Annotated in this window: 21 protein-coding genes; 10 read left to right on the top strand and 11 right to left on the bottom strand. The window is 68.5% G+C overall.

Features of this window, described 5'->3' with window-relative positions; translation table 11 throughout:
* The 3 genes from G3N62_RS24610 to G3N62_RS24600 form a co-directional block, all read left to right on the top strand.
* Positions 1-331 (top strand): DUF2069 domain-containing protein (locus G3N62_RS24610; RefSeq protein ID WP_206141323.1); only part of this gene is annotated, 331 nt, incomplete at its 5' end.
* Positions 332-349: 18 nt separating this feature from the next.
* Positions 350-1,771 (top strand): FAD-binding oxidoreductase, encoded by a 1,422-nt coding sequence (locus G3N62_RS24605; RefSeq protein ID WP_049032386.1) that lies wholly within the window; start codon positions 350-352, stop codon positions 1,769-1,771.
* 25 nt (positions 1,772-1,796) lie between these two features.
* A complete protein-coding gene (locus G3N62_RS24600) occupies positions 1,797-2,627 on the top strand; it encodes a metallophosphoesterase (protein ID WP_124669748.1) in 831 nt (276 codons plus the stop codon).
* Between the two features lie 59 nt (positions 2,628-2,686).
* On the opposite strand, the gene G3N62_RS24595 is transcribed toward G3N62_RS24600, so the two are convergent.
* Positions 2,687-2,839, bottom strand: a complete 153-nt coding sequence (locus G3N62_RS24595) for a hypothetical protein (RefSeq protein WP_006476208.1) — start codon at positions 2,837-2,839, stop codon at positions 2,687-2,689.
* A 117-nt stretch (positions 2,840-2,956) separates the two neighbouring features.
* Complete coding sequence (locus G3N62_RS24590) at positions 2,957-3,898, bottom strand: LysR family transcriptional regulator (RefSeq protein WP_034191161.1); 942 nt, start codon at positions 3,896-3,898, stop codon at positions 2,957-2,959.
* 157 nt (positions 3,899-4,055) lie between these two features.
* On the opposite strand from G3N62_RS24590, the gene G3N62_RS24585 reads away from it, so the two are divergent.
* From G3N62_RS24585 to G3N62_RS24570, 4 genes are read left to right on the top strand one after another with little or no spacing between them, the layout of a single operon-like run.
* On the top strand, positions 4,056-5,654 hold the full coding sequence (locus tag G3N62_RS24585; RefSeq protein WP_124669749.1) for an efflux transporter outer membrane subunit: 1,599 nt from the start codon (positions 4,056-4,058) through the stop codon (positions 5,652-5,654).
* Between the two features lie 15 nt (positions 5,655-5,669).
* The gene (locus tag G3N62_RS24580; RefSeq protein WP_124669750.1) at positions 5,670-7,874 is read left to right on the top strand and encodes an FUSC family protein; all 2,205 of its coding nucleotides are present in this window, start codon (positions 5,670-5,672) and stop codon (positions 7,872-7,874) included.
* On the top strand, positions 7,871-8,074 hold the full coding sequence (locus G3N62_RS24575) for a DUF1656 domain-containing protein (protein WP_011351756.1): 204 nt from the start codon (positions 7,871-7,873) through the stop codon (positions 8,072-8,074). Before G3N62_RS24580 ends, G3N62_RS24575 begins: the two co-directional genes overlap by 4 nt.
* 12 nt (positions 8,075-8,086) lie before the next feature.
* Positions 8,087-8,962, top strand: a complete 876-nt coding sequence (locus tag G3N62_RS24570) for an HlyD family secretion protein (RefSeq protein ID WP_014897260.1) — start codon at positions 8,087-8,089, stop codon at positions 8,960-8,962.
* 21 nt (positions 8,963-8,983) lie between these two features.
* Here the strand turns inward: G3N62_RS24570 and G3N62_RS24565 are convergent, their stop codons facing one another.
* A complete protein-coding gene (locus G3N62_RS24565; protein WP_124669751.1) occupies positions 8,984-10,657 on the bottom strand; it encodes a methyl-accepting chemotaxis protein in 1,674 nt (557 codons plus the stop codon).
* A gap of 403 nt (positions 10,658-11,060) precedes the next feature.
* On the opposite strand from G3N62_RS24565, the gene G3N62_RS24560 reads away from it, so the two are divergent.
* Entirely contained in the window at positions 11,061-12,299 is a 1,239-nt protein-coding gene (locus G3N62_RS24560) for an MFS transporter (RefSeq protein ID WP_034191165.1), read from the top strand.
* 66 nt (positions 12,300-12,365) lie between these two features.
* Here G3N62_RS24560 and G3N62_RS24555 read toward each other — a convergent pair whose 3' ends face one another.
* Both G3N62_RS24555 and G3N62_RS24550 read right to left on the bottom strand, forming a co-directional pair.
* Entirely contained in the window at positions 12,366-13,163 is a 798-nt protein-coding gene (locus G3N62_RS24555; protein WP_034191166.1) for a 5'-methylthioadenosine/adenosylhomocysteine nucleosidase, read from the bottom strand.
* Entirely contained in the window at positions 13,160-15,523 is a 2,364-nt protein-coding gene (locus G3N62_RS24550) for a UvrD-helicase domain-containing protein (RefSeq protein ID WP_034191167.1), read from the bottom strand. The genes G3N62_RS24555 and G3N62_RS24550 overlap by 4 nt, the downstream gene beginning before the upstream one ends.
* A gap of 213 nt (positions 15,524-15,736) precedes the next feature.
* On the opposite strand from G3N62_RS24550, the gene G3N62_RS24545 reads away from it, so the two are divergent.
* Entirely contained in the window at positions 15,737-18,604 is a 2,868-nt protein-coding gene (locus G3N62_RS24545) for a valine--tRNA ligase (protein WP_034191168.1), read from the top strand.
* An 87-nt stretch (positions 18,605-18,691) separates the two neighbouring features.
* Positions 18,692-19,573 (top strand): UTP--glucose-1-phosphate uridylyltransferase GalU, encoded by an 882-nt coding sequence (gene galU / locus G3N62_RS24540; RefSeq protein WP_034191169.1) that lies wholly within the window; start codon positions 18,692-18,694, stop codon positions 19,571-19,573.
* 52 nt (positions 19,574-19,625) lie between these two features.
* Here galU and G3N62_RS24535 read toward each other — a convergent pair whose 3' ends face one another.
* From G3N62_RS24535 to G3N62_RS24510, 6 genes are all read right to left on the bottom strand, one after another.
* A complete protein-coding gene (locus tag G3N62_RS24535; protein ID WP_124669752.1) occupies positions 19,626-20,240 on the bottom strand; it encodes a DUF4136 domain-containing protein in 615 nt (204 codons plus the stop codon).
* Between the two features lie 37 nt (positions 20,241-20,277).
* A complete protein-coding gene (locus G3N62_RS24530) occupies positions 20,278-22,665 on the bottom strand; it encodes a CHASE2 domain-containing protein (protein ID WP_034191171.1) in 2,388 nt (795 codons plus the stop codon).
* A 10-nt stretch (positions 22,666-22,675) separates the two neighbouring features.
* Positions 22,676-24,037, bottom strand: a complete 1,362-nt coding sequence (locus tag G3N62_RS24525) for a FecR domain-containing protein (RefSeq protein ID WP_124669753.1) — start codon at positions 24,035-24,037, stop codon at positions 22,676-22,678.
* Complete coding sequence (locus G3N62_RS24520) at positions 24,034-24,738, bottom strand: response regulator transcription factor (protein ID WP_006490421.1); 705 nt, start codon at positions 24,736-24,738, stop codon at positions 24,034-24,036. Before G3N62_RS24520 ends, G3N62_RS24525 begins: the two co-directional genes overlap by 4 nt.
* A gap of 267 nt (positions 24,739-25,005) precedes the next feature.
* Positions 25,006-25,440, bottom strand: a complete 435-nt coding sequence (locus G3N62_RS24515; protein WP_124669754.1) for a peptidase — start codon at positions 25,438-25,440, stop codon at positions 25,006-25,008.
* Positions 25,441-25,627: 187 nt separating this feature from the next.
* Positions 25,628-25,855, bottom strand: a complete 228-nt coding sequence (locus G3N62_RS24510; RefSeq protein WP_006402122.1) for a sulfurtransferase TusA family protein — start codon at positions 25,853-25,855, stop codon at positions 25,628-25,630.
* Positions 25,856-26,005: the final 150 nt, after the last annotated feature.

The following is a 26,005-nucleotide window of genomic DNA, read 5'->3' as shown; positions in this document are numbered from 1 at the left end:
GTGCCTCGTCGCGCTGATCGCGCTGTCGCTCGCGTGGGAGCTGTGGCTCGCGCCGTTGCGCCCGGGCGGCTCCGCGCTGATGCTCAAGGCCGTGCCGCTCGCGCTCGCGCTGCCCGGCGTCTGGCGGCGTAACATCTATACGATGCAGTGGGCGAGCATGCTCAGCCTCGTCTATCTGGCCGAAGGCATCGTGCGCGGCATGTCCGATCGCGGGCTGTCCGCCACGCTCGGCTGGTGCGAGACCGCGCTTGCCGTCGGCTTCTTCGTGGCGGCGCTGGCCTATGTCGCGCCGTACAAGCGCGCGGCAAAAAAGTCGCGCGCCGCGTCCTGACCCTTACGCGACAAGGTGATGATGTCTTCCGAAGCTTTCGTTTCCGCGTGCCGCGACGCGCTCGGCACCGACCACGTGCTGACCGATCCGCACGATACCGAACCGTTCCTGACCGACTGGCGACGCCGCTACAAGGGCGCCGCGTGCGCGGTGCTGAAGCCCGCGAACACGGCCGAAGTCGCCGCGCTCGTGAAGCTGGCCAACGCGCACGGCGTCGCGCTCGTGCCGCAAGGCGGCAACACGGGCCTCGCCGGGGGCGCCACACCCGATGCGAGCGGCAGCCAGGCCGTGCTGAGCCTCGCGCGCCTGAACCGCGTGCGGGCGCTCGATCCGCACAACAATACGATCACCGTCGAGGCCGGCGTGATCCTCGCCGACGTGCAGGCGCGCGCCCGCGAAGGCGGCCGGCTGTTCGCGCTGAGCCTCGCGGCGGAGGGCAGTTGCACGATCGGCGGCAACCTGTCGACCAATGCGGGCGGCACCGCGGTGCTGCGCTACGGCAACGCGCGCGAGCTGTGCCTCGGGCTCGAGGTCGTGACGCCGCAGGGCGAGATCTGGGACGGCCTGCGCGGACTGCGCAAGGACAACACGGGCTACGACCTGCGCGACCTGTTCATCGGCGCGGAAGGCACGCTCGGGATCATCACGGCGGCCGTGATGAAGCTGCATCCGCTGCCGGCCGCGCAGGTCACGGCACTCGCCGCGCTCGAATCGCCGCACGCGGCGCTCGACTTCCTGTCGCTCGCGCAGCGCGCGGCCGGGCCGCTCCTGACCGGCTTCGAGCTGATGTCGGATTTCTGCATGCAGCTGGTCGGCAAGCACTACCCGCAACTGCGCTACCCGTTCGCGCAGACGCACGCGCAGACGGTGCTGCTCGAGCTGTCCGACAACGAAAGCGAAGCGCATGCGCGCGCGCTGTTCGAGAAACTGATGGAAGAAGCGTTCGAGGCCGGGCTCGTGGTCGACGCGGTGGTCGCCGAGAATCTCGCGCAGTCGCGCGCGTTCTGGGACCTGCGCGAGCACATCCCGCTCGCGCAGGCCGACGAAGGGCTCAACATCAAGCACGACATCGCGGTGCCGATCTCGTCGATCGCGCGCTTCATCGACGAGACCGACGCGGCGATCCAGCAGGCCGCGCCGGGCGCGCGGATGGTCACGTTCGGCCACCTCGGCGACGGCAACCTCCACTACAACGTACAGATGCCCGAAGGCGGCGACGCGAAGGCGTTCCTCGCGGCGTTCCAGGCGCCGATCAACCGGATCGTCTACGACAACGTGCACCGCCACCACGGCACGATCAGCGCGGAGCACGGGATCGGCCAACTGAAGATCGACGACGCGCAGCGCTACAAGTCGCCGGTCGAAACGACGCTGATGCGCACGCTGAAGACCGCGCTCGACCCGCGCGGCCTGATGAATCCCGGCAAGATCCTGCACTGAAGCCGCCCACTTCGGAGCCCCGCCCGTGAAAATCCGCGTCCTGTCCGACCTGCATCTCGAAAGCAACCTGCCCGATGCGATCCCGCACGCCGACGCGGATCTCGTCGTGCTGGCCGGCGACATCCACAATCACGCGGAAGGCCTGCGCTGGGCCGCCGAAACGTTCGACCCCGCCGTGCCCGTGATCTACGTGCCGGGCAACCACGAGTACTACGACGGGGAATTCGGCGCGCTGGAGACGGCGATGCGCGACGCCGCGCACTCGCTCGACAACCTGCATTACCTGAACAACGGCGTCTACGTCGATCCCGGGCAACGCTTCCGCGTGCTCGGCACGACGCTCTGGGCCGATTTTTCGCTGTTCGGCCAAGACGAAGCCAGCCAGGCCGGCGCAATCGAGGCCGCGCTGCGCGTGATGCTCGATTTCAAGGGACTGATCCAGGTGACGTGGCCGCACGACGCGGCGCTGCATGCGGCGCCGGGTGCGCCTGAACGGGATTTCTCGCCGGCCGACGCGATCGCGCTGCACCGGCAAAGCCGGACCTGGCTGGAAACGCGGCTCGCGACACCGTTCGCGGGCAAGACGATCGTCGTCACCCATCATGCGCCACATCGGCGCTCGCTGGCGGAACGTTATGCGACGGATCTCGCTTCGGCGGGGTTCGTGACGGACATGGCGGAGCTGGTGCGGCCGCCGGTGGATCTGTGGCTCCACGGCCACACTCATACGTCATTCGACTACGTTGCGGACGGCGGCACGCGCGTGGTGTGCAACCCGCGCGGCTACCTTCACCGTCGTACCGGCGAACGGGAAAATCCCGCGTTCGCGTGGGACAAGGTGGTCGAGCTCGACTGAACACCGGCTCGCCAGGCCGCCTTGCGCGGCCTGCCCGCCTCCTCGCGCGTACGGCAGGATCAGCGGCCGGGGCGGCGCGGCTCGCGCACCCGTACCGGAACCGGCTTCATCTGCGCCTTCGCCTTCATCGCACGCAGCAGGTCGCGGGTCGCCGCGGCGGCAGCGGCTGCGCCCAGCAGGACGCCAAGGCCGATCATCAGGTGCGTATCCATCGCTACTCCGGGGTTGCGTATCTCGTTAATCCCTACAGTATCAAACTGTCTGACACGCGTTCGTAAAAAAATGTTGCGTGAAGGACAAATCTCGTCAGATGGCGGCCAACCGCGCCGTCATGTCGCACGCGTGTATTGCTCGAGCGCGGCCTCGTCGGCCTTGAGCGTGACCGGCAACTCGTCGCGCAGGAAATCGACCCAGGTGCGGATTTTCGCGTCGAGGTACTGGCGCGACGGGTACAGCGCGTAAATGTTCATCACGTGCGACCGGTACTCCGGCATCACGCGCACGATGTGCCCGCTGCGCAGCCAGCCGATCGCCGAATAGAGCGGCAGCCCGCCGATCCCCATCCCCTCCCGCACGGCCACCGCAAGCGCCTCGGCGACGTTCACGCGAAACGGCGGCGCCGCGATCGGGACGACCTCGTCGCCGTTCGGCCCCGCCAGCGCCCATTCGTCGAAGTGAAAACCCGGCGCGACCATCCCGAGGCACACGTGCTGCGCGAGATCGGCCGGCCGCTGCGGCACGCCATGCGCCTCGACGTAGCCGGGCGACGCACACACGACGCTGTAGCTCTCGCCGAGCCGCTGCGACACGAGCCCCGAATCGGGCAGGTCGCGGCCGACGACGATCGCCACGTCGTACCCCTCGTCGAGCAGGTCGGGCATCCGCTGCGCGAGCGTCAGCTCGACGTGCACGTCCGGATAACGCTCGCGGTAGCGCGCGATCGCCGGCACCAGGTAGTGCTGGCCGAGGCTCGTGAAGCAATGGACCTTCAGCTTGCCCGACGGGCGCGCGTGCGCGTCGCCGGCCTCGGCTTCGGCCTGGTCGACGTACGCCAGGATCTGCTCGCAGCGCTGCAGATAGCGCTCGCCGGCTTCGGTCAACGCGATCCGGCGCGTCGTGCGGTTCAGGAGACGCGTGCGCAAGTGCGCCTCGAGATCCGAGACCGCGCGCGACGCGTAGGCGGTGGTCGAATTCATCTGCTGGGCGGCCGCGGTAAAGCTTCCCGCGTCCACCACGCGGACGAACACCCGCATGTTTTGTAGCGTATCCATCCCATTACCCGTTTGAATCCGGAGGGATTGTTGCACAGGGGCCAACAAATATTATCTCAGGATTCGTAAAAATGACTTGCACCGTTGTCCATTTATTCAGGAATCACTGAAAAATATAATCGCATCCGACTCATCTATATCCGAAAGGGAGAAAATCGTGCAGTCTCCGGCGACAAAAGGGACGCTCGCACTGGCGGTTCTTGCAGTCTCATTAATAATGGCCGGTTGTGCGAGCATGGGCGACAACAAGACCCAGTCCACGCGTATCGAAGCGAACACGCTCGACGCCGGCGCGGCCATCCGCGCGGCCGACCGCGACGCCGGCTGGCCCGCCGCCGACTGGTGGCGCGCGTACCGCGACCCGCAGCTCGATGCATGGATCGCCACCGCCCAGGCCGGCAATCCGACCCTCGCGGCGGCCGAGGCCCGCGTGCGCGAAGCGCAGGCGATGGCGCGCGTCGCCCGGTCGGCCGAACTGCCGCAGATCAACGGCAATCTGTCGCTGATGCGCCAGCACTGGCCGGACAACGTGTACTACGGCCCGGGCCCGCTCGCGAACACCGACACCTGGAACAATACCGGCACCCTCGGCCTGTCGTACCACCTCGACCTGTGGGGCAAGGACAAGAACGCGACCGAGCGCGCGCTCGACACCGCACATGCGACCGCCGCCGACGCGCGTGCGGCGAAGCTCGAACTCGAAGTCAACGTGGTGCGCGCGTATGTCGGCATGTCGATGAACTACGCGCTGCTCGACCTCGCGCATGAAACGTTCGAACGCCAGCGTTCGCTCGCCGATCTCGCGCGCAAGCGGCTGCAGGCGGGCCTCGGCACGCAGCTCGAAGTGAGCCAGGCGGAATCGACGCTGCCCGACTACGAGCGCCAGATCGACAGCTATGAGGAAGCGATCCAGCTCGCGCGCCACCAGCTCGCCGCACTGGCCGGCAAGGGCCCGGGCGCCGGCGACGCGATCAAGCGGCCGCGACTGTCGCTCGATGCGCCGGCCGGGCTGCCGTCGGCGCTGCCGGCCGACCTGCTCGGCCGCCGCCCCGACGTCGTCGCGGCGCGCTGGACGGTCGATGCGCAGGCACGCGGCATCGACGTCGCGAAGGCATCGTTCTACCCGAACATCGACCTGCTCGCGACGGTCGGCGGCTTCGGCGTGACCGCGCCGTTCACCGACTTCCTGCGCGCGATGAACGGCGGCTGGACGGCCGGCCCCGCGCTGTCGCTGCCGATCTTCGAAGGCGGCCGGCTGCGTGCGCAGCTCGGCGCGGCGAACGCCGGCTACGACCAGGCGGTCGAGCGCTACAACCAGACGATCGTCGGCGCGCTCAAGGACATCGCCGACCAGGTCGTGCGGATCCGCTCGCTCGATACGCAGAAGAAGGACGCCGCGCGCTCGGTGGCGGCCAACGACCGCAGCTACCAGTTGTCGCGCGAAGGCTTCCGTCGCGGGCTGACCGATTACGTGAACGTGCTGGTCGCGCAACAGCAGTTGCTGCGCGCGCAGGAGACGGCCGCCCGCATCGACGCGGAACGCCTCGCCGCGCATGCGCAGCTGATGGCCGCGCTCGGCGGCGGCGTCGAGACGGGCGAGGATGTGCCGCACGACAAAACGCCGGCCGCCGGCACGCCGGAAAACGGCGGCCCGCAAGCGCCTTCCGGCGCACCGGCCACGAAACCGTCGGCGGCCGTCGCGCGGCCCGCAACGGTCGCGACGACCGGCACGTCCGGCTCGCCGGCCGCGCGGTAACGCGGAGCAACCGCCATGTCAGCCTCCTCCCCCGCTTCCACGCCCGCCGGCGGCCCGTTCGCGGCCTGGTCCGCCGCATTCGGCGACTGGGCCCGCACCGACGGCGCCGCGTGGCTCTATCTGTTCAAGGCGCTGCTCGCCGCGTTCATCGCGACCGGCGTGTCGATGCGGCTCGACCTGCCCGCGCCGAAAACGGCGATGACGACGGTGTTCATCGTGATGCAGCCGCAAAGCGGCGCGGTGCTCGCGAAGAGCTTCTACCGCGTCGCCGGCACGATCTTCGGGCTCATCGCGACGCTCACGTTCGTCGGGCTGTTCCCGCAGCAACCGCAGTTGTTCCTGCTGGCCGTCGCGCTGTGGGTCGCGCTGTGCACGGCCGGCGCCGCGCGCAACCGCAACTTCCGCAGCTACGGCTTCCTGCTGGCCGGCTATACGACCGCGCTGATCGGACTGCCCGCGTCGCAGCACCCGGACGGCGCGTTCATGAGCGCGATGACGCGCGTGGCCGAAATCATGGTCGGAATCGTGTCGGCCGGTGTGGTCAGCGCGCTCGTGTTTCCGCAGACCACCGGCGAACAGATGCGCACGACGGTACGCAAGCGCTTCGGCAGCTTCGTCGACTACGTTGCGTCGGCGCTGTCAGGCAAGCTCGATCGCGCGCATATCGAAACCATCCATACGCGCTTCGTCGCCGACGTGGTCGGGTTCGAGGCCGCGCGCAGCATGGCCGTGTTCGAGGATCCGGACACGCGGATGCGCAGCGGCCGCCTCGCGCGGCTGAACAGCGAATTCATGAGCGCGTCGAGCCGCTTCCATGCGCTGCACCAGCTGATGAACCGGCTGCATGCGGCCGGCGCGCAGGCCGCGATCGACGCGATCGAGCCGTATTTCCGCGAAATCGCGCCGCTGCTGCTGACGCACGCCGGCGAACCGGTGCGCACGGCGGCCGACGCGGGCCACGCGGCCGAGCAACTGCTCGCCTGGCGCGACGCGCTGCCGCGCCGCATCCGTGCGACGCGCGCGACGCTCGAAACGCAGCCGGACTTTCCGCTGCTCGACTTCGACACGGCCGCCGAGCTGCTGTACCGCTTCATCACCGACCTGCACGAGTACGCGGCCACCTACGCGTCGCTGTCGACGGCGACGCACGAGCGCGAACGCTGGATCGAGCGCTACGAGCCGCGCACCAACCTGACCGCGATGGTGATCGCGGCGATCCGCACCGCGACCGTGATCCTCGTGCTCGGCTGGTTCTGGATCGAGACCGCGTGGCCGAGCGGCGTGACGCTCACGCTGACGGCGGCGGCCACCTGCGCCCTCGCGTCGTCGACGCCGCGCCCGACCGCGATGTCCGCGCAGATGGGCATGGGCACGGCGCTCGCCGTCTGCACCGGCTTCCTGCTGACGTTCGGCATCTATCCGCACATCGACGGGTTCCCGCTGCTGTGCGTCGCGCTCGCGCCGCTGCTCGCGATCGGCATCTTCATGACGCTGAAGCCGAAGCTCGCCGGGTATGGAATGGGCTACCTGATTTTCTTCAGCTTCCTCGCCGGTCCGGACAACATCACGCACTACGATCCGACCAGCTTCATGAACGATGCGCTCGCGCTCGTGCTGTCGATGCTGGTGTCGGCGATCGCGTTCGCGGTACTGTTCCCGCCGACCGCGCCGTGGCTGAAGAAGCGGCTGTTCGCCGACCTCCGCCACCAGGCCGTCGCGGCCGGTCATGCACGGCTCGCCGGCTTGCGCACGCGCTTCGAAAGCGGTGCGCGCGACCTGATGTACCAGGCGCACACGCTGTCGGCCGACCAGCCCGACGTGCAGCGCGACGCGCTGCGCTGGATGTTCGCGGTGCTCGAAGCCGGCAACGCGACGATCGACCTGCGCCACGAGCTGGCGACGCTGCCGCCCGACCCGCGCTATGCGCCGGCGATGCCGTGGCGCCGTGCGATCGAGACGATGCGCACCGCGCTGGCCGCGCTGTTCTCGAAGCCGAACGCCGCGCGGTTCGACGCGACGCTCGCCGCGACCAATGCGGCGATCGGCGCGACGCGGCAGACGCTCGATGCGTTCGAGCCGTCGCGCGAGGAGCGCCACCGGCTGCAGCGCATCCTGAGCCACCTGCATTTCGTGCGTACCGCGCTGCTCGATCCGGAATCGCCGCTCGAGCCGCTTCACCGCAACCGCCCCGTGCGTCCCCAACCAGGAGCCTCGTCATGATGCCGCGTGAAATCGCCATTCTCGATGCCTACATGCCCACGGTGGTGCTGATGTTCGTCCTGGGCGCGCTCGCGACCTGGGCCGTCGACCGCCTGCTCGCCTATACGGGCCTCTACCGCCTCGTCTGGCACCCGTCGCTGTTCCGGGCCTGCCTTCTCGTCTGCATTTGCGGCGGACTGAGTCTCGCCGTTTACCGTTGATTCCGAACCATCATGATTCTCAGAAAACTCTTCGGCTTCGTCGCGACCGCCGTCATCCTTCTCGTCGCGATCCTGATCGGGCGCTCGCTGTGGGTGCACTACATGGACGATCCGTGGACGCGCGACGGGCGCGTGCGCGCCGAGATCGTCAACGTCGCGCCGGACGTGTCGGGCGCGATCGTCGAGCTGCCCGTGCATGACAACCAGCTCGTGAAAAAAGGCGACCTGATCATGCAGATCGACCCGTCGCACTACCAGATCGCGGTCGAGCAGGCGCAGGCGGCCGTCGCCGCCCGCCGCGCGGAACTGCAGATGCGTCGCGACGACGCGGCCCGCCGCGCGGACCTCGATGCGCTCGTCGTGTCGAAGGAAAACCGCGAGAATGCCGCGCACAGCGCGTCGAGCGCCGATGCGCAGTACCAGCAGGCGATCGCCGCACTCGACGCCGCGAAGCTCAACCTCGAGCGCACGCGCGTCGTCGCGCCGGTCGACGGCTACATCACGAACCTGCAGACGTTCAAGGGCAACTACGCGGTGGCCGGCCAGGCGAAGCTCGCGATCGTCGACAGCCACTCGTTCTGGGTCTACGGCTACTTCGAGGAAACCAAGCTGCCGCGCGTGAAGATCGGCGCGCCGGCCGAGATGCGGCTGATGAGCGGCGGCGTGATGAAGGGCCACGTCGAGAGCATCTCGCGCGGCATCTACGATCGCGACAATCCGCAAAGCCGCGACCTCGTCGCGGACGTGAACCCGACCTTCAACTGGGTGCGCCTCGCGCAGCGCGTGCCGGTACGCATCCGGATCGACGAAGTACCGGCCGACGTGGTGCTGTCGGCGGGCACGACCTGCACGGTCATCATCGATCCGGACAAGCAGAAGAAGTCGTAACCGCCGCGCGCCGCGCGGCGCTCAGGCCGCGAGGCGGAACCGCCCGACCAGCCGCTTCAATGCCTGGGCCTGCTCGTCGAGCGCGTTGGCGGCAGCGGCCGCCTGCTCGACGAGCGCCGCGTTCTGCTGCGTGCCGGCGTCCATCTGCGTGACCGCGCGGCCGATCTCGTCGATCCCGGCGCTCTGCTCGTCCGACGCCGCCGAAATCTCGCCGATGATGTCGGTCACGCGCTTGACCGCGCGCACGACGTCGCCCATCGTGCGGCCGGCGTCGTGCGCGAGCGCCGCGCCGTTCGCGACGCGCTCGACCGATGCGCCGATCAGCTCGCGGATCTCCTTCGCCGCGGTTGCCGAGCGTTGCGCGAGCAGGCGCACCTCGCCCGCGACCACCGAGAAGCCGCGCCCCTGTTCGCCGGCGCGCGCAGCCTCGACCGCCGCGTTCAGCGCCAGGATGTTGGTCTGGAACGCGATCCCCTCGATCGTGCCGATGATGTCGCGAATGTTCTTCGCGCTGTCGTCGATCTCGCTCATCGTCGCGACCACGCGCCCGACGACTTCCCCGCCCGCTTCCGCCACCGACGACGCATTGGCCGCGAGCGCGCTCGCCTGCCGCGCGTTCTCGGCGTTCTGCCGCACGGTCGACGTGAGCTGCTCCATGCTGGCCGCGGTGCGCTCGAGCGCGACGGCCTGCTGTTCGGTGCGCCGCGACAGGTCGAGGTTGCCGGTCGAAATCTCGCCGGACGCGGCCGCGATGGCCTCGGCGCTGACGGCGATCTCGCCGACGGTCGCCGCAAGCCCCGTCTGCATGTCGGCCAGCGCGCGCACCATGCTGTCGCGATCGTGCCGGCCGAGCGTGATCGGTCGCGTGAGGTCGCCGCGCGCGATGTCCGCGGCGATCGCCTTCGCGTGCGCGGGCTCGCCGCCGAGCTGCGATGCGAGGCGCCGCACGACGCGCTCGGCGATCACGATCGCGAGCACGATCAGCGCGGCCGTCATCGCGGCGATCATCGCGAACGACGACGAGAAGATCGTGGCCGACGCATCGAGCGTCGCCTTCGACTTCTCGCCGCGCGTCTTCACGAGGTCGGCGACGAGTTTCTCGAGCTTGCCGGTCTCGACCAGCAGCGATACGTCCTGCGTGCCGACCTGCCAGTTCATCTGCGACAGGTCGAGCGGCTGCGCACGCACGAGCGTAACGAAATCACGCAAATGCGTGCTCCACGTGCCGACGGCCGTCGAGAATGCGCGCAGCCGCGCCGAATCGTCGGCATCGGCCGGATCCGCGTAGCGCTGCAGCGTGCCGAGCGCCTGGCCGATCGACGCGAGCCCCGCACCGACGTCGGCGCCGAGGTCGTCGCGCTCCTTCGCGGTGGTGGCGGTCAGCAGCATCTTCTGTGCGCGGCTCGCGCGCAGCACCTCGGCCCGAACCTCCTGTGCCGCGCGGCTCGCGACGTGCCCCTGCTCGTAGACCGACGCGATCGACGCGTTCAGGCGGCTGATCTGCCACAGCGAAAACACGCCGATCGCGAGCGTGCCGGCCAGCAGGATCGCGAATGCGGCGCGCAACGTCGCCTTGACGGTCCACGGCCGGCGCTCACGCCGCGCCGCATGCGCGCGTCGTGCGGCGCGACCGGCGGCAACGTCGGGTGCGGCGGCCGCCGCACCGGGCTGTGGATGCAAAGATGCTGCTTTCATCGAACTATCCCCGTATGGATCACGCAGCCGGAAAGGTCGGTCCCGGCATTCCCGCGATGGCTGGCCATGCCGCGCGTCCCGAGCCCGCCCGGCGGGTAGCCGGTGCCGGGCGCCAAGCGCGCCTGTTGTCGTTACGTCGTTCTACGGCTGCCACCGCCGTTTCTTGAGTCCGATGAAACACCGACCGGACTCGCGCCCCCGCCGACGGAGCGAGCGCGCCGCCTGCGTTATACCCGGCCAAAAAAGCGGATACCGGCCGATCCATCGGACGAATGTCCGAATCACGACAAAACTTGGCGGGACATTCTCGATGCGCCAAATTACACTTCTTTGACGCAACAACGATTGAAAACGCGCCGATCCCCATCAGAGCGCGCCCGTCACCTCAACTCGCTCAGCTCACATGGAAACCAGCCTCGACACGGGAACCGCCGGCGCAGCCGCCGCCCAGCCGTCCGCCCCGCCCGCGCCGCGCACCGTCTACCCGGTGCTCGGCGCGATCAGCTTCTCGCACATGCTCAACGACATGATCCAGTCGTTGATCCTCGCGATCTATCCGATGCTCAAGAGCCAGTTCGCGCTGTCGTTCGCGCAGATCGGCCTGATCACGCTCACCTACCAGATCACCGCGTCGCTGCTGCAGCCGCTCGTCGGCCTCTATACCGACAAGCGTCCGAAACCGTATTCGTTGCCGGTCGGCATGGGCTTCACGCTCGCCGGGCTGCTGCTGATGTCGGTCGCATCGAGTTTCCCGATGCTGCTGGTGGCCGCGGCGCTGGTCGGCTGCGGCTCGTCAGTGTTCCATCCGGAGTCGTCGCGGGTCGCGCGGATGGCGTCGGGCGGCCAGCACGGGCTCGCGCAGTCGGTGTTCCAGGTGGGCGGCAACGCGGGCTCGGCGCTCGGGCCGCTGCTCGCCGCGCTCGTGATCATCCCGCACGGCCAGCACAGCATCGCGTGGTTCTCGGCCGCCGCGCTCGTCGCGATGATCGTGCTCACGCAGATCGGCCACTGGTACAAGAAGCATCCGTCGATGAAGAAGAAGGCCGTGTCGGCCGGCCATCCGACGCTGTCGCGCGGCCGCGTGATGGGTGCGATCGGCGTGCTGGTGCTGCTCGTGTTCTCGAAGTACTTCTACCTCGCGAGCATCAACAGCTATTTCACGTTCTACCTGATCGACAAGTTCCACCTGTCGGTGCAGGCCGCGCAGATCCACCTGTTCGTGTTCCTCGCGGCCGTGGCGGCCGGCACGCTGATCGGCGGGCCCGTCGGCGACCGGATCGGCCGCAAGTACGTGATCTGGGTATCGATCCTCGGCGTCGCGCCGTTCACGATGCTGCTGCCGTACGCGAACCTGTTCTGGACGAGCGTGCTGACCGTGATCATCGGCGTCGTGCTGGCGTCGGCGTTCGCCGCGATCCTCGTCTACGCGACCGAACTGATGCCCGGCAAGGTCGGCATGGTCGCGGGCCTGTTCTTCGGCTTCGCGTTCGGGCTCGGCGGCGTCGGCGCGGCGGTGCTCGGCCAGCTCGCCGACGCGACGAGCATCCCGTTCGTCTACAAGGTGTGCTCGTTCCTGCCGCTGATCGGCGTGCTGACGGTGTTCCTGCCGAATCTCGAAAGCAGCCGGCGCAAGCAGGCGTGACGCGCCGGCCGCGGCGTGCGCGCCGCGGCCGGTCAACCGGCTCGAAGGGGCAATACGACGGCGGCTTCAGGCCGCCGTCGTCGCATGCAGCGTCAGGAAACGCTTGAGGATGCCGGACGAATAGCTGCTCGCGATCGCCGACAGGAAGTGCGAGAACGACTGCGTCGCGTGATCGTCGGCCGTGTCGGAGATCGTGCGCACGAGCGCGAACGGCACGTCGTGTTCCGCGCACACCTGCGCGATCGCGGCGCCTTCCATTTCGACCGCGAGCGCGTCCGGCAGCGCGTCGCGCAGCGCGACGACCTCGCGCTCGCTCGACACGAAGCGGTCGCCGCTGATGACGAGCCCCGCGTGCAGCGCCGCGCCGGCGAGCCCGAAGCGCTCGGCGAACCGCGCGCCCTCGTCCGCGACGAACAGCGTGCAGGCGTCGCGCAGGCGCGCCGTCAGCGCCGCGTCGGTCGCGAAGCGCGTGATGCCGAGCAGCGGCACCTCGTAACGCGGAAAGAGCGGCGACGCGTCGAGATCGTGCTGCAGCAACGTATCGGCCACGACAACGTCGCCGACCCGCACCGTGCGCGACACGCCGCCCGCGACGCCGGTGAACACGACGCCCGACACGCCGAACACGTGGATCAGCGCGCTGACCGTCGCGGCGGCCGCGACCTTGCCGACCCGCGCGAGCGTGACGACGCAGGCCGCGCCGTGCACGGTGCCGACGTGATAGTCGCGGCGCCCGAGCGTGACCGTCTTCATCGCGCCCTCGGCGCGCATCGCGGCGATCAGGTCGCCGAGCTCCTCGGGCAGCGCGGCGAGAATGCCGAGCGGGCGAGCCGAAGGCGTGAACGCTCCGTCGATGCCCATCATTCCACCGCCTGCAGTTTCGCGACCGCGAGCGCGAGCCATTTCTCGCCATGCCGCTTGAACTTCACCTGCGCCTTCGCGTCGGTGCCGTTGCCTTCGAGCGCGGTGACGGTGCCTTCGCCGAACTTGGTATGGAACACCTGCTGGCCGACCCGGAAGCCGGTGTCGGCCGCGCGCTGCTTGTTCGCGAACGCGGGCAGCGGCGCGGATACGGCCGCGTCGACGATCTGCTCGCGGCTGCCGCCGCCCGGCCGCGCGAACCAGTCGCGCCCGTACCCGGCGTTGTCCGAACGCCCGCCCCAGCGCGAGCCGGCCTCGACCTTCGGCGTCAACCACTTCAGCACGTGCTCCGGCAGTTCGTCGAAGAAGCGCGAGCGCACGTTGTAGCGGGTCTGGCCATGCAGCATCCGGCTCTGCGCGAACGACAGGTAGAGGCGCTCCTTCGCGCGCGTGATCGCGACGTACATCAACCGGCGCTCTTCCTCGAGGCCGTCGGATTCGAGCACGCTGTTCTCGTGCGGGAACAGCCCTTCCTCGAGGCCCGTGATGAACACGGCCGAGAATTCGAGCCCTTTCGCCGCGTGCACCGTCATCAGCTGCACGGCGTCCTGGCCGGCCTGCGCCTGGTTGTCGCCGGCCTCCAGCGACGCGTGCGACAGGAAGCCCGCGAGCGGCGTCATCGTGTCGGGGTTCTGCGCCGGGTCGGCGGGCGATGCGGGATCGAGCACGTCGAGCGCCGGATCGTCCGTCGCGGTGCCAAGCTCGGGCGCCGCGATCGCGCCCGCGCGCAGCGGGATCGAGCGGGCCGGCGTGTCGAGCCCGTAACCTTCCTCGGCGATGAACGCGGTGGCCGCGTTCACGAGTTCCTGCAAGTTCTCGAGGCGGTCCTGGCCTTCGCGCTCGCCCTGGTAGAAATCGGCGAGACCGCTGGCGCGCACGATGTGCTCGACGGTGTCGGGCAGGTTCATGTGCTGCGTATCGGCGCGCATCTTCGCGATCAGGTTCGCGAACCCGCCGAGGCTCGTGCCGGCCTTGCCCGTCACGTACGGAATCGCGGCGGCCATCGAGCAGCCGTACAGGCGCGCGGCGTCGGCGAGCTGCTCGACCGAGCGCGCGCCGATCCCGCGGGTCGGGAAGTTCACGACGCGCGCGAACGCGGTATCGTCGTTCGGGTTGTCGATCAGGCGCAGGTAGGCGAGCGCGTGCTTCACTTCCTGCCGCTCGAAGAAGCGCAGGCCGCCGTACACGCGGTACGGGATGCCCGACGACATCAGCGTGTGCTCGATCGAGCGCGACTGCGCGTTGCTGCGGTACAGGACGGCCACTTCGCTGCGCGCCATCCCGGTATTGATCAGCGAGCGGATCTCCTCGACGATCCAGCCGGCTTCCTGCGAATCGGTGCTCGCCTCGTACACGCGCACGGGCTCGCCGTGGCCGGCGTCGGTACGCAGGTTCTTGCCGAGGCGGTGCGCGTTGTTCGAGATCAGCTGGTTCGCCGCGTCGAGGATGTTGCCGTGCGACCGGTAGTTCTGCTCGAGCTTGATCAGGTTGCGCACGCGGAATTCGTCTTCGAAGTCGCGCATGTTGCCGACGTTCGCGCCGCGGAACGCGTAGATCGACTGGTCGTCGTCGCCGACCGCGAAGATCGCGTTCTCGCCGCCCGCGAGCATCTTGAGCCACGCGTACTGCAGCTTGTTGGTGTCCTGGAACTCGTCGACGAGGATGTGCCGGAAGCGCGCCTGGTAGTGCGCGCGCAACGGCGCGTTGTACGCGAGCAGCTCGTAGCAGCGCAGCAGCAGCTCGGGGAAATCGACGACGCCCTCGCGCTGGCACTGCTGGTCGTACGCCTGGTACAGCTCGACGAACTTGCGGTTGAAGTTGTCGGTCGCGTCGACCTTGTCGGGGCGCAGCCCCTGCTCCTTCGCGTTGTTGATGAAGTACTGGACGTTCTTCGGCGGATACTTTTCGTCGTCGACGTTCGCGGCCTTCATCAGCCGCTTGATCGCGGACAGCTGGTCGGCCGTGTCGAGGATCTGGAACGTCTGCGGCAGGCCGGCGTCGCGCCAGTGCGTGCGCAGCATCCGGTTGCACAGGCCGTGGAACGTGCCGATCCACATCCCGCGCGTGTCGATCGGCATCATCGCCGACAGGCGCGCCATCATCTCGCGCGCGGCCTTGTTCGTGAAGGTGACGGCGAGCACGGTGGGCGGCGATGCGTAGCCCTGCTGGATCAGCCACGCGATGCGCGTGATCAGCACGCGGGTCTTGCCGCTGCCCGCCCCTGCAAGGATCAGCGCCGGTTCGTTCGGCAACGTGACGGCGGCGAGTTGTTCGGGGTTCAGATTGGCGAGCAGATCGGGCATGGAGCGGCAGCTGACGGGCAAGAAAAATGCGGACCCGACATTATAAGTCGGCCGCGCGATGCCGTTCCCGATCCGTTCGGCCGCATGTTGCGCACGCGTGGCGGGCCCGTCGCGACGGGCCCGTGCGGGCAAGGCGATGGCTGGGCGATGGGCATCCATTTATAATTGTCGGATTCGGCATCCAATTCACGCATTTTTCGGCAGATTTCCAACATGAGCGACAACACGCTTGCGAAGAGCTTCGAGCCCCATACCATCGAGTCCCAATGGGGGCCGGAGTGGGAAAAACGCGGTTATGCCGCCCCGGCATTCGATCCGTCCCGCCCCGATTTCGCGATCCAGTTGCCGCCGCCGAACGTGACGGGCACGCTGCACATGGGCCACGCGTTCAACCAGACGATCATGGACGGCCTCGCCCGCTACCACCGGATGCTCGGCGAGAACACGCTGTGGGTGCCCGGCACCGACCACGCGGGGATCGCCACGCAGATCGTCGTCGAGCGCCAGCTCGACGCGCAGGGCGTCTCGCGCCACGATCTCGGCCGCGAGCAGTTCGTCGAGCGCGTGTGGGAATGGAAGGAAAAGTCCGGTTCGACGATCACGGGCCAGGTGCGCCGCCTCGGCGCGTCGACCGACTGGTCGCGCGAGTACTTCACGATGGACGACAAGATGTCGGCCGCCGTGCGCGACGTGTTCGTCACGCTCTACGAACAGGGCCTGATCTACCGCGGCAAGCGCCTCGTCAACTGGGATCCGGTGCTGCTCACCGCCGTGTCGGATCTCGAAGTCGCGAGCGAAGAGGAAAACGGCCACCTGTGGCACATCCGCTACCCGCTCGTCGACGGCTCGGGCTCGCTGACGGTCGCCACCACGCGCCCCGAGACGATGCTCGGCGACGTCGCGCTGATGGTCCATCCGGAAGACGAGCGTTATGCGCACCTGATCGGCAAGCTCGTCACGCTGCCGCTGACGGGCCGCGAGATCCCGGTGATCGCCGACGACTACGTCGACCGCGCGTTCGGCACGGGCGTCGTGAAGGTCACGCCCGCGCACGATTTCAACGACTACCAGGTCGGCCTGCGCCACCACCTCGCGCCGATCGAGATCCTGACGCTCGACGCGAAGATCAACGACAACGGCCCCGAGCAGTATCGCGGCCTCGACCGCTTCGACGCGCGCAAGGCGATCGTCGCGGACCTCGACGCGCAGGGCTTCCTCGATTCCGTGAAGCCGCACAAGCTGATGGTGCCGCGCGGCGACCGCACGGGCGTCGTGATCGAGCCGATGCTGACCGACCAGTGGTTCGTCGCGATGACGAAGCCGGCGCCGGAAGGCACGTTCAACCCGGGCAAGTCGATCACCGAAACGTCGCTTGACGTGGTGCGCAACGGCCAGATCAAGTTCGTGCCGGAAAACTGGACGACCACCTACTACCAGTGGCTCGAGAACATCCAGGACTGGTGCATCTCGCGCCAGCTGTGGTGGGGCCACCAGATTCCCGCGTGGTACGGCGAGAACGGCGAGGTGTTCGTCGCGCGCAACGAGGAAGAAGCGCGCGCGCAGGCCGCCGCGAAGGGTTATGCGGGCGCGCTGAAGCGCGACGAGGACGTGCTCGACACGTGGTTCTCGTCGGCGCTCGTGCCGTTCTCGTCGCTCGGCTGGCCGAACGAAACGCCCGAACTGCAGCACTTCCTGCCGTCGTCGGTGCTCGTCACGGGCTTCGACATCATCTTCTTCTGGGTCGCCCGGATGGTGATGATGACCACGCACTTCACCGGCAAGGTGCCGTTCCATACCGTCTACGTGCACGGCCTCGTGCGCGACGCGGAAGGCCAGAAGATGTCGAAGAGCAAGGGCAACACGCTCGACCCGATCGACATCGTCGACGGCATCGACCTCGAGACGCTGGTCGCGAAGCGCACGACGGGCCTGATGAACCCGAAGCAGGCCGCGACGATCGAGAAGAAGACCCGCAAGGAATTCCCGGACGGCATCGCCGCGTTCGGCACCGACGCGCTGCGCTTCACGATGGCGTCGATGGCCACGCTCGGCCGCAACGTGAACTTCGACCTCGCGCGCTGCGAAGGCTACCGCAACTTCTGCAACAAGCTGTGGAACGCGACGCGCTTCGTGCTGATGAACTGCGAAGGCCACGACTGCGGCACCGACAAGCCGGAAGTGTGCGGCGCGGGCGACTGCGGCCCCGGCGGCTACCTCGACTTCTCGGCGGCCGACCGCTGGATCGTGTCGCTGCTGCAGCGTACCGAGGCCGACATCGCGAAGGGTTTCGCCGATTACCGCTTCGACAACATCGCCAGCAGCATCTACAAGTTCGTGTGGGACGAGTACTGCGACTGGTATCTCGAACTCGCGAAGGTGCAGATCCAGAACGGCACGCCGGAACAGCAGCGCGCGACGCGCCGCACGCTGCTGCGCGTGCTGGAAACGGTGCTGCGCCTCGCGCACCCGGTCATCCCGTTCATCACCGAGGCGCTCTGGCAGAAGGTCGCGCCGCTCGCCGGCCGTTATCCGCAGGGCAAGGCCGAGGGCGAAGCGTCGCTGATGACGCAGGCGTATCCGCTGGCGAACCTGCAGAAGATCGACGAGGCGTCCGAGCAATGGGCGGCCGACCTGAAGGCGATCGTCGACGCCTGCCGCAACCTGCGCGGCGAGATGAACCTGTCGCCGGCGACCAAGGTGCCGCTGCTGGCTGCCGGCGACGCCGAACGCCTGCGCTCGTTCGCGCCGTACGTCCAGGCGCTCGCGCGCCTGTCGGACGTGCAGATCCTCGCGGACGAAGCGACGCTCGACAAGGAAGCGCACGGCGCCCCGATCGCGATCGTCGGCCCGAACAAGCTGGTGCTGAAGGTGGAAATCGACGTCGCGGCCGAACGCGAGCGCCTGTCGAAGGAAATCGCGCGCCTGACGGGCGAGATCGCGAAGTGCAACGCGAAGCTCGGCAACGAGGCCTTCGTCGCGAAAGCGCCGCCGGCCGTGGTCGAACAGGAGCAGAAGCGGGTCGCGGAATTCCAGAGCACGCTCGAAAAGCTGCGCGCGCAGCTCGATCGGTTGCCTGCGTAACAAACGGTAAGGTCGTTTGCGTTCACTATAATGCGAACGTGAACATAAGCCGTCTGACAAGTCGATTACAGGAATAAAGGTTCGATCATGTTGAAAGTCACCAAGGCAGTATTCCCCGTCGCCGGCCTCGGCACGCGGTTCCTGCCGGCAACGAAGGCGAGCCCGAAGGAAATGCTGCCGGTTGTCGACAAGCCGCTGATCCAGTACGCGGTGGAGGAAGCGATCGCCGCGGGCATCACCGAGATGATCTTCGTCACCGGACGCAGCAAGCGCGCGATCGAGGATCACTTCGACAAGTCGTACGAGGTCGAGGCCGAACTCGAGGCGCGCGGCAAGGAAAAGCTGCTCGAGCTCGTGCGCAGCATCAAGCCGAGCCATGTCGACTGCTTCTACGTGCGCCAGCCGGAAGCGCTCGGTCTGGGCCACGCGGTGCTGTGCGCGGAGAAGCTGGTCGCGGACAACCCGTTCGCGGTGATCCTGGCCGACGACCTGCTCGACGGCAACCCGCCGGTGATGAAGCAGATGGTCGACGTGTTCGACCACTATCACAGCTCGGTGATCGGCGTGGAAGAGATCCCGCCGTCGGAAACGAAGTCGTACGGTATCGTCGACGGCAAGGAGTGGGAAGAGTCGATCGTCAAGATGTCGGCGATCGTCGAGAAACCGGCGCCGGAAGTCGCGCCGTCGAACCTCGGCGTGGTCGGCCGCTACATCCTGAAGCCGCGGATCTTCGAGCACCTGCGCGCGCTGAAGCCGGGCGCGGGCGGCGAACTGCAGCTCACCGACGCGATCCAGGCGTTGCTCGCCGACGAACAGGTGCTGGCCTACAAGTACCAAGGCACGCGCTACGACTGCGGCAGCAAGCTCGGCTACCTGAAGGCGACGGTCGAATTCGCGCTGCGCCACCCGGAAGTCGGCACCGAGTTCGACGCGTACCTGCGCACGCGCGGCATGCAACCGGCCGCCTGACCGCGGCAAGGGCTCGCCACGGCGAGCCCGCCCTCACCTCGCCGGCCGGCGCTCAGCGCGTGTCGGCCGGCTTCACCGAGACGACGCCCGGCATCCCGCCCGCGTCGTCTTTTTTCGTCTTGACGAGCCAGCCGCTGCCGTCGTCGAACGGCAGCTTCGCCAGCGCGCTCTTCACGAGCGCCGGCGCGGCCTGCTGCGTGCCGGGATCGCGATCGCGCAGCGCGGCCGATACACGGTACACGTCGGCCCCCGAGCGCGCGTCGACGAAACGCAGCGTGAGCACGTGGCGATACACGGTGCCCATGAACGGCAGCGCGAACGGCGCCGGCCCGTCGACCGTCACGCACGCGCTGCTCGCGGCACCGCACCGGTCGGCGATTGCCGCGACCGACGCCGGCTGCGTCGCGTACGCGATCGACAGCCGGTAGCGCGCGTCCTTGAGCGGCCGCGCATCGAAGCCGCGGCGCGCGAGTTCGTCGCGCACGAGCGTCTCGATCTGCCGGTATTCGGTGTCGCCCGCCTGCGCGGCCGTCCGCACGAAATCGTAGCCGTGCGCACCGGATGCAAACGCGTTCGGCTGCCCGACCGTACTCACGCCGCTCGTCACGCCGGCGCAACCCGTCAACAGCGACGCCGCCAGTGCGGTCGCTGCCCATTCCTTTCTCATGGCTTTCCCCAAATACCTGCCGTCGTGCCCGGCCCTGTCAGGCGGACGGCTCGTCGATCGCGGGCAGCGACACCGTCACCGCGGTGCCGACACCCACTTCGCTGTCGACCGACACGCTGCCCCCATGGCGCGTGACGACCGTCTTCACGAACGCCATGCCGAGCCCGGAACCCGAGATCTCGGGCCGCTCGCCGGCATGGAATCGCTTGAAACGCTCGAACAGATGCCGCTGATCTTCCGGCGCAATGCCGTACCCCTGATCGCGAATCGTACAGAACATCCGCTTCGATGCGTGCTCGACCGTCAGCGTACACGTGATTACGGTGTCGGACGGACTGTATTTGACCGCGTTGTTCAGCAGGTTCACGAAGGCGCGCGTGATCAGCGAGCGGTCGGCGCGCACCCAGCACATGTCGGTGCCGACCTCGGTGTCGATGCGGATGTGCTTCGCCTGCGCCTGCGGCCACACCTCGTCGCTCGCGTCGATCAGCACGTCGACGAGACTCGTCACCTCGAACTGGTACGCCTGCGACTCGGCGCGCGCCAACTGCACGAACTCGTCGGCGAGCGACAGCGCGCGGTGCGCATAACGCTCGATCCGCGCGAGCAGCCCGCGCATCGCGTCGCTGTCGACGCGGTCGCGCTCGATCTCGACGAGCGCGAGGATCGACGCCTGCGGCGAGCGCATGTCGTGCGACAGCAGGTGCAGCGCTTCCTCGCGATGCCGCTCGGCCGCGTGCAGCTCGGTCACGTCGACGAGGCCGGCGATCCAGCCCGTCACGCGGCCCTGCGCGTTCGTACAGGCCGCGTAGCGCAACAGATGGTCGAGGCCGTCGCGATCGCGCACCTCGATGCCGCGCGCCATCGCGTCATGCTCGGCCTCGAGCGTCGGGTCGAGCGCGGCCGGCCAGTGCTCGCGGATCGCCGCGTCGTGCTCGGCGTTGCCGTCGACGGTCTTCATGAAGGTCAGCTCGCCGAGCGCGGTGCGCAGCGGCCGCCCTTCCGGCAGCGGCAGCGACAACCGCGACCCGTAGCGCTTCGCCGCGTGGTTCGCGATCAGCACGGTGCCGGCGAGGTCGGTCACGAAGATCGGCTCGGGCATGCTGTCGAGGCTGTCCCACACGAAGCGCTTCATGTCCTGCACACGCTGCGCGGCCTGCGCCATCAGCGCCATCTGCCGCTCGAGCACGTCGCCGCCGACGCTGCGCGTGCGCGGCGCCTCGGGCAGCAGGTGCGGCTCGTCGGCGAGCCGCTGCAGCTCGCGGCGCAGGTACGACATCGTCATTTCCAGGCGCCGCCAGTTCCAGATCGGGTAGACGGCGATCAGTCCGAAGATCGCCGGCGCCGGCGTCAGCCAGATGCGCGCCTCGAACAGCAGCGCCAGGCTCGCGACCGCGGCAAGCGCGGCGAGACTCATCGTCAGCAACAGCGCGCGCCACGGCGACAGCATCAGGAAACCGCCGAGCAGCGCGGCGAGCGGCAGCAGCGACGCGGCGAACAACCCCACGCGCGACGCGGGCGAGATCGCACTGCCGGTCGCCAGCATGTCGAGCACGTTCGCATGGATGTACACACCGGCCAGCGGGCCGAACTCGCCGGACACGGGTGTCGCGAAGCGGTCGTACAGCCCGGACGCCGTCACGCCGACGACGACGATCTTGCCGCGCAGCGCATCGGGTTTCACGCGCCCTTCGAGCACGTCGTCGAACGACAGCGTCGGATACGCCGGCGTGTTGCGGCTGAACGGGATCAGATAGCGGCCCTCGCCGGCCGCATCGCGCGACAGGTCGTGCGCGTTCGCGCCCGGCACGCCGCCGACCGGATGCAGCCGGCCGGCCTGGATCGCGCGGTACACGGGTACCATCAGTTGCGGCCAGCGCACGCGGCCGTCGCTTTCGAACAGCGCCACGCTGCGCACGATGCCGTCGCGATCGACTTCGAGATTGATGTGACCGAGCCCCGTCGCGCGCGCCGCGAGCGCGGCGACCGGCGGATCGACGCTGCGCGTGCCGTCCGCTTGCTCCGGGCTCAGCAGCACGGGCAGGAAGGTCGGCACGCGGCTCATCGCGTCCGCGAACGCGCGATCCTCCGGCGACGGTTCGGTGAACAGCACGTCGTAGACGACGGCGGCCGGCTGCGCGCGCGCCAGCGTGTCGAGCAGCCGCGCATGCACGTTGCGCGACCACGGCCAGCGGCCGAGCGCGGACACGCTCTGGTTGTCGATGTCGACGACGACGACGTCGGGCGACAACGGCAGGCTGCGCAGCATCAGCATCCGGTCGTAGATCAGCCCGTCGACGCTCGACGACAGGCGGCCGAGCGCGCACGCGAGGATCACCGCGATCCCGAGGCAGCCGATCGCGATCCATTCGATGAGGAAGCGGCGGCCGAGGCGCCGCCGCGGGGACACGGAATCGGGTTTCATGCGCCGCGGGTCAGCGCGACAACGTGAACGCGCTGACCGGACTGGTCTTCTCGTAGAACTTGCCGCCTTCGAACTCCTCGACGGTCACGGCCCAGAAATAGTCGCCCGGCGGCAGATGCGCGACGGTGAGCTGGCGCGCCTGCAGGCCGACCTGGTCGACGACCGGCGCGCTCAGGTCCTTCGAGCGCGACAGCACGAACCGGTAGCGCGCATCCTTGCCCGAACCGTTCGGCGACCAGCGGAACGCGTAGCCGCCGGCACCGGGCGCCGCGCTCGCGTCGAGCCCCATCACGCGACGCTCGAACGCATAGGTGCGCGGCAGCCCCTCGAGGCCGTTCGCATCGATCGCGGCGATCCGCAGGAAGTAGTTGCCGTTCGGCACGTCGCGAAACACCGCGCGCGGCGCATCGGTGCGCGTTTCGCGGAACAGGTCGAGCAACCCCGCGTCGTGCGCGAGCTGGACGTGGTAGCCGCGTGCCTGCGCGAGCGGCGCGACGTCGAACGTGACGTCGGGCTCGTCCTGCACCTTGTCCGGATGCGCGAGCGCGGGCGGGGCCAGCAGCTCGACGGGCGCCCCGACCGCGCCGGACGCCGTCGACACGCTGCCGAAATTCGCGTGCACGAGCGTCGCGTCGGCCGCCTGCCAGTGACCCGCGACGCCGACGGTGCCGTCGAGCACTTCGACACGCGTCGACGCATTGCCGGCCGCGTCGTAGTTCACGCGAAAACGCGTGCCGCGCACACCGGCCACGACGGACGGCGAGCGGATCTGGAAGCGGTCGTCGCGTTTCTTCAAATGGGTGACTTCACTGTCGACCGAGCCGCGCGTGAGTTCGAACTCGCGATCGAGCGTGCCGGTCAGCACGGTGCGGCGCAGCGACTTCAGGTCGAGCTGGCTGTCGGGCGGCAGGCTCATGTGCGTACCATCGGCCAGCTCGATCGTCACGAAACCGTTCGGGCCCGTGCGCACGCGGTCGCCTTCCGCGAGCGTCGCGTCGTTTGCAAGCGCCGTGAAAGCGCCGCCGGACGCGCGTTCGGCCGTGCCCTGCACCGCGATCACGCGTGCGGTCAGCTTTTCCTTGCGCAGGCGCGCGACCGGCAGCTTCAGCGCGACGCCGGGCTGCAGGTGCTTCGGCGCGGGCACGCCGTTGATCTGCTGGAGCAGTTGCCAGTCGTCCGCGCCCTGCAGATAGCGCGCGGCGACGTCGTACAGCGTGTCGCCCGCCTGCGTGCGGTATACGACCGTCTTGCCCGCGGCGGCGGGCGGCTGCGCCGCCGCGTGCTGCGCGGCGAACGCACACGCGACCGCACAGGCCGCGCGCAGCGCCGCCATGCGCAGGGTCGCCGTGCGCTGCGTGATTCCCGTCATCACTCCGGTTCTCCCTGGCCGACCCGTTCGAGCCGGTAGCCGTAGCCGTAGATCGGCGCGAGGCGATAGCCGTTCTCGGGCCGCAGGCCGAGCTTGGTGCGCAGCATCGAGATGTGCGTGTCCATCGTGCGCGACGGGATGTCGGTCGCCTGCTTCCACACGAGATCGAGGATGTGCGCGCGCGACAGCGGCCGGTCGAGGTGCTGGAACAGCAGCAGCGCGAGCTCGAATTCCTTCTGCGTGAGGCTCACGGCCTTGTCGCCGACATACGCCTGCTTCAGGTTCACGTCGAAACGGAACTGATCGAACTCGCGGACGGTGGCCTCGGCGTTGACCGGATACGCGCGGCGCAGCAGCGAGCCGATGCGCGCGCGCAGGATCGGGCCGGACACGGGCTTGACCACGTAGTCGTCGGCGCCGGCGTTGAGGATCTGCGTGATCCCCGCCTCGTCGTCGCGGCTCGTCATGAAGATGATCGGCAGGCTGTGCTCGGTCTGGTTCGCACGCACCCACTTGAGCACTTCCTCGCCGGACATGTCGGGCACGTTCCAGTCGAGCACCAGCAGATCGAACGTCTCGCGCTGCAGGCGCTTCTTCAGGGCCTTGCCTTCCTTGAACGCGTAGCATGTGTGGCCAACGGCCGTCAGCGTTTGACTGACGAAATCCGTCTGGGCCGGATCGTCATCCAGTACAGCAATTCTCATAGCACCCCGCAAATCGAAATCGATTCGTCCATTCAACTCCCGCGCCTACCCCGGCCGCGCACCACGTGCGCGGCGTCCGGATATCGGCCGGCGAGCCGTCGTTGGCCGTTCGCGCCGCCTGGGCAAACCGGCGACCCCGGTCAAATATCTCAAAAACGGGGCACGGACGAACCGGCGATTTCATCATAGTAGTATGAAATTCGCCAAGAAATTGCGCGGACTACCGTCCTTTCTTCGAATAATCCTTCCGGTCGCGCAATCGGACGCCTAATCCGCGCCCGCGATGCCGGTCACCGGCTGGGCAACATCGTCGGCCGGCGCGCGTGGCGACGGCCGTTCGGACAGCGGCGGTTGAACCAGCATCCGCTGCAGCTGGCCGCGCACGCGCTCCCACGCAGCCGCTGCGTAGTCGGGCTGGGCTGCCGCCCACGCCTGCGCCACATCGAACACGCGCTCGATCGTCGCACCGCAGTAGGTCAGGCCCGCGCCGTCGTCCTGCGCGGCATCGCGCAGCCGTTCATCGAGCCACTCGGCCAGCCACGGCATCTCGGCCGCGGCCGAATCCGCATAAGCCTCCAGCGCAGCGCGCGCATGGCGATCCTGACGCGGATCGAGCTCGATCCGGCTCAATTCCGACGCGCGTGCGGGCGCCATGCGTTCCGCTCCGGACGGACTTCGAAGGGTCCCTGGTCTGAAGGACATGTCCTCTCCCCGTTGTACGACGGTAGCGTCAGGCAAGGCCCCCGTGCCCGCCTTGCGACGTACCGTGGCCGGCGCGTCGCTGGGAGCGGACGACCGGCCGGGTCAGTATACGCAGCCCGTCACGCAACGAGGTTTAAGAATTGTCAGAGAGGCCCGGCCGGCGCGGCGGCACGGGCGAGGCGGGCCGTCAGCGGCGGCGCATCAGGAATACGAAGGTCTTGTCCTGCGTCGTCGATTCGACGATCTCGTTGCCCGTCTGCTTCGCGAACGCGGCGAAATCGCGCTGCGAGCCCGGGTCGGTCGCGAGCACCTTGAGGATCTGCCCGCTTTCCATATCGGCGAGCGCTTTCTTGGCACGCAGGATCGGCAACGGGCAATTGAGCCCGCGCGCGTCCACTTCCTTGTGAATCTGCATCGGATGTCGACCTTCGAATGACGCGCCACAGGCGGCGCGGGAGGAAGCCGCGATTTTACCGCAGCGCCGCCGCGCCTGCCCGCCCCGCCCGCGGCGCGACGCGCGCGGGCTGGACTGGAAGAGCCGCGGTGAGGGGAGGAGTGTTAAGGT

Source organism: Burkholderia sp. Tr-20355, from assembly GCF_017104685.1.
Taxonomy (GTDB): Bacteria; Pseudomonadota; Gammaproteobacteria; order Burkholderiales; family Burkholderiaceae; genus Burkholderia; species Burkholderia seminalis.
Note: the sequence above shows the minus strand (reverse complement) of the source record. Positions and strands in the feature narration are given on the sequence as shown.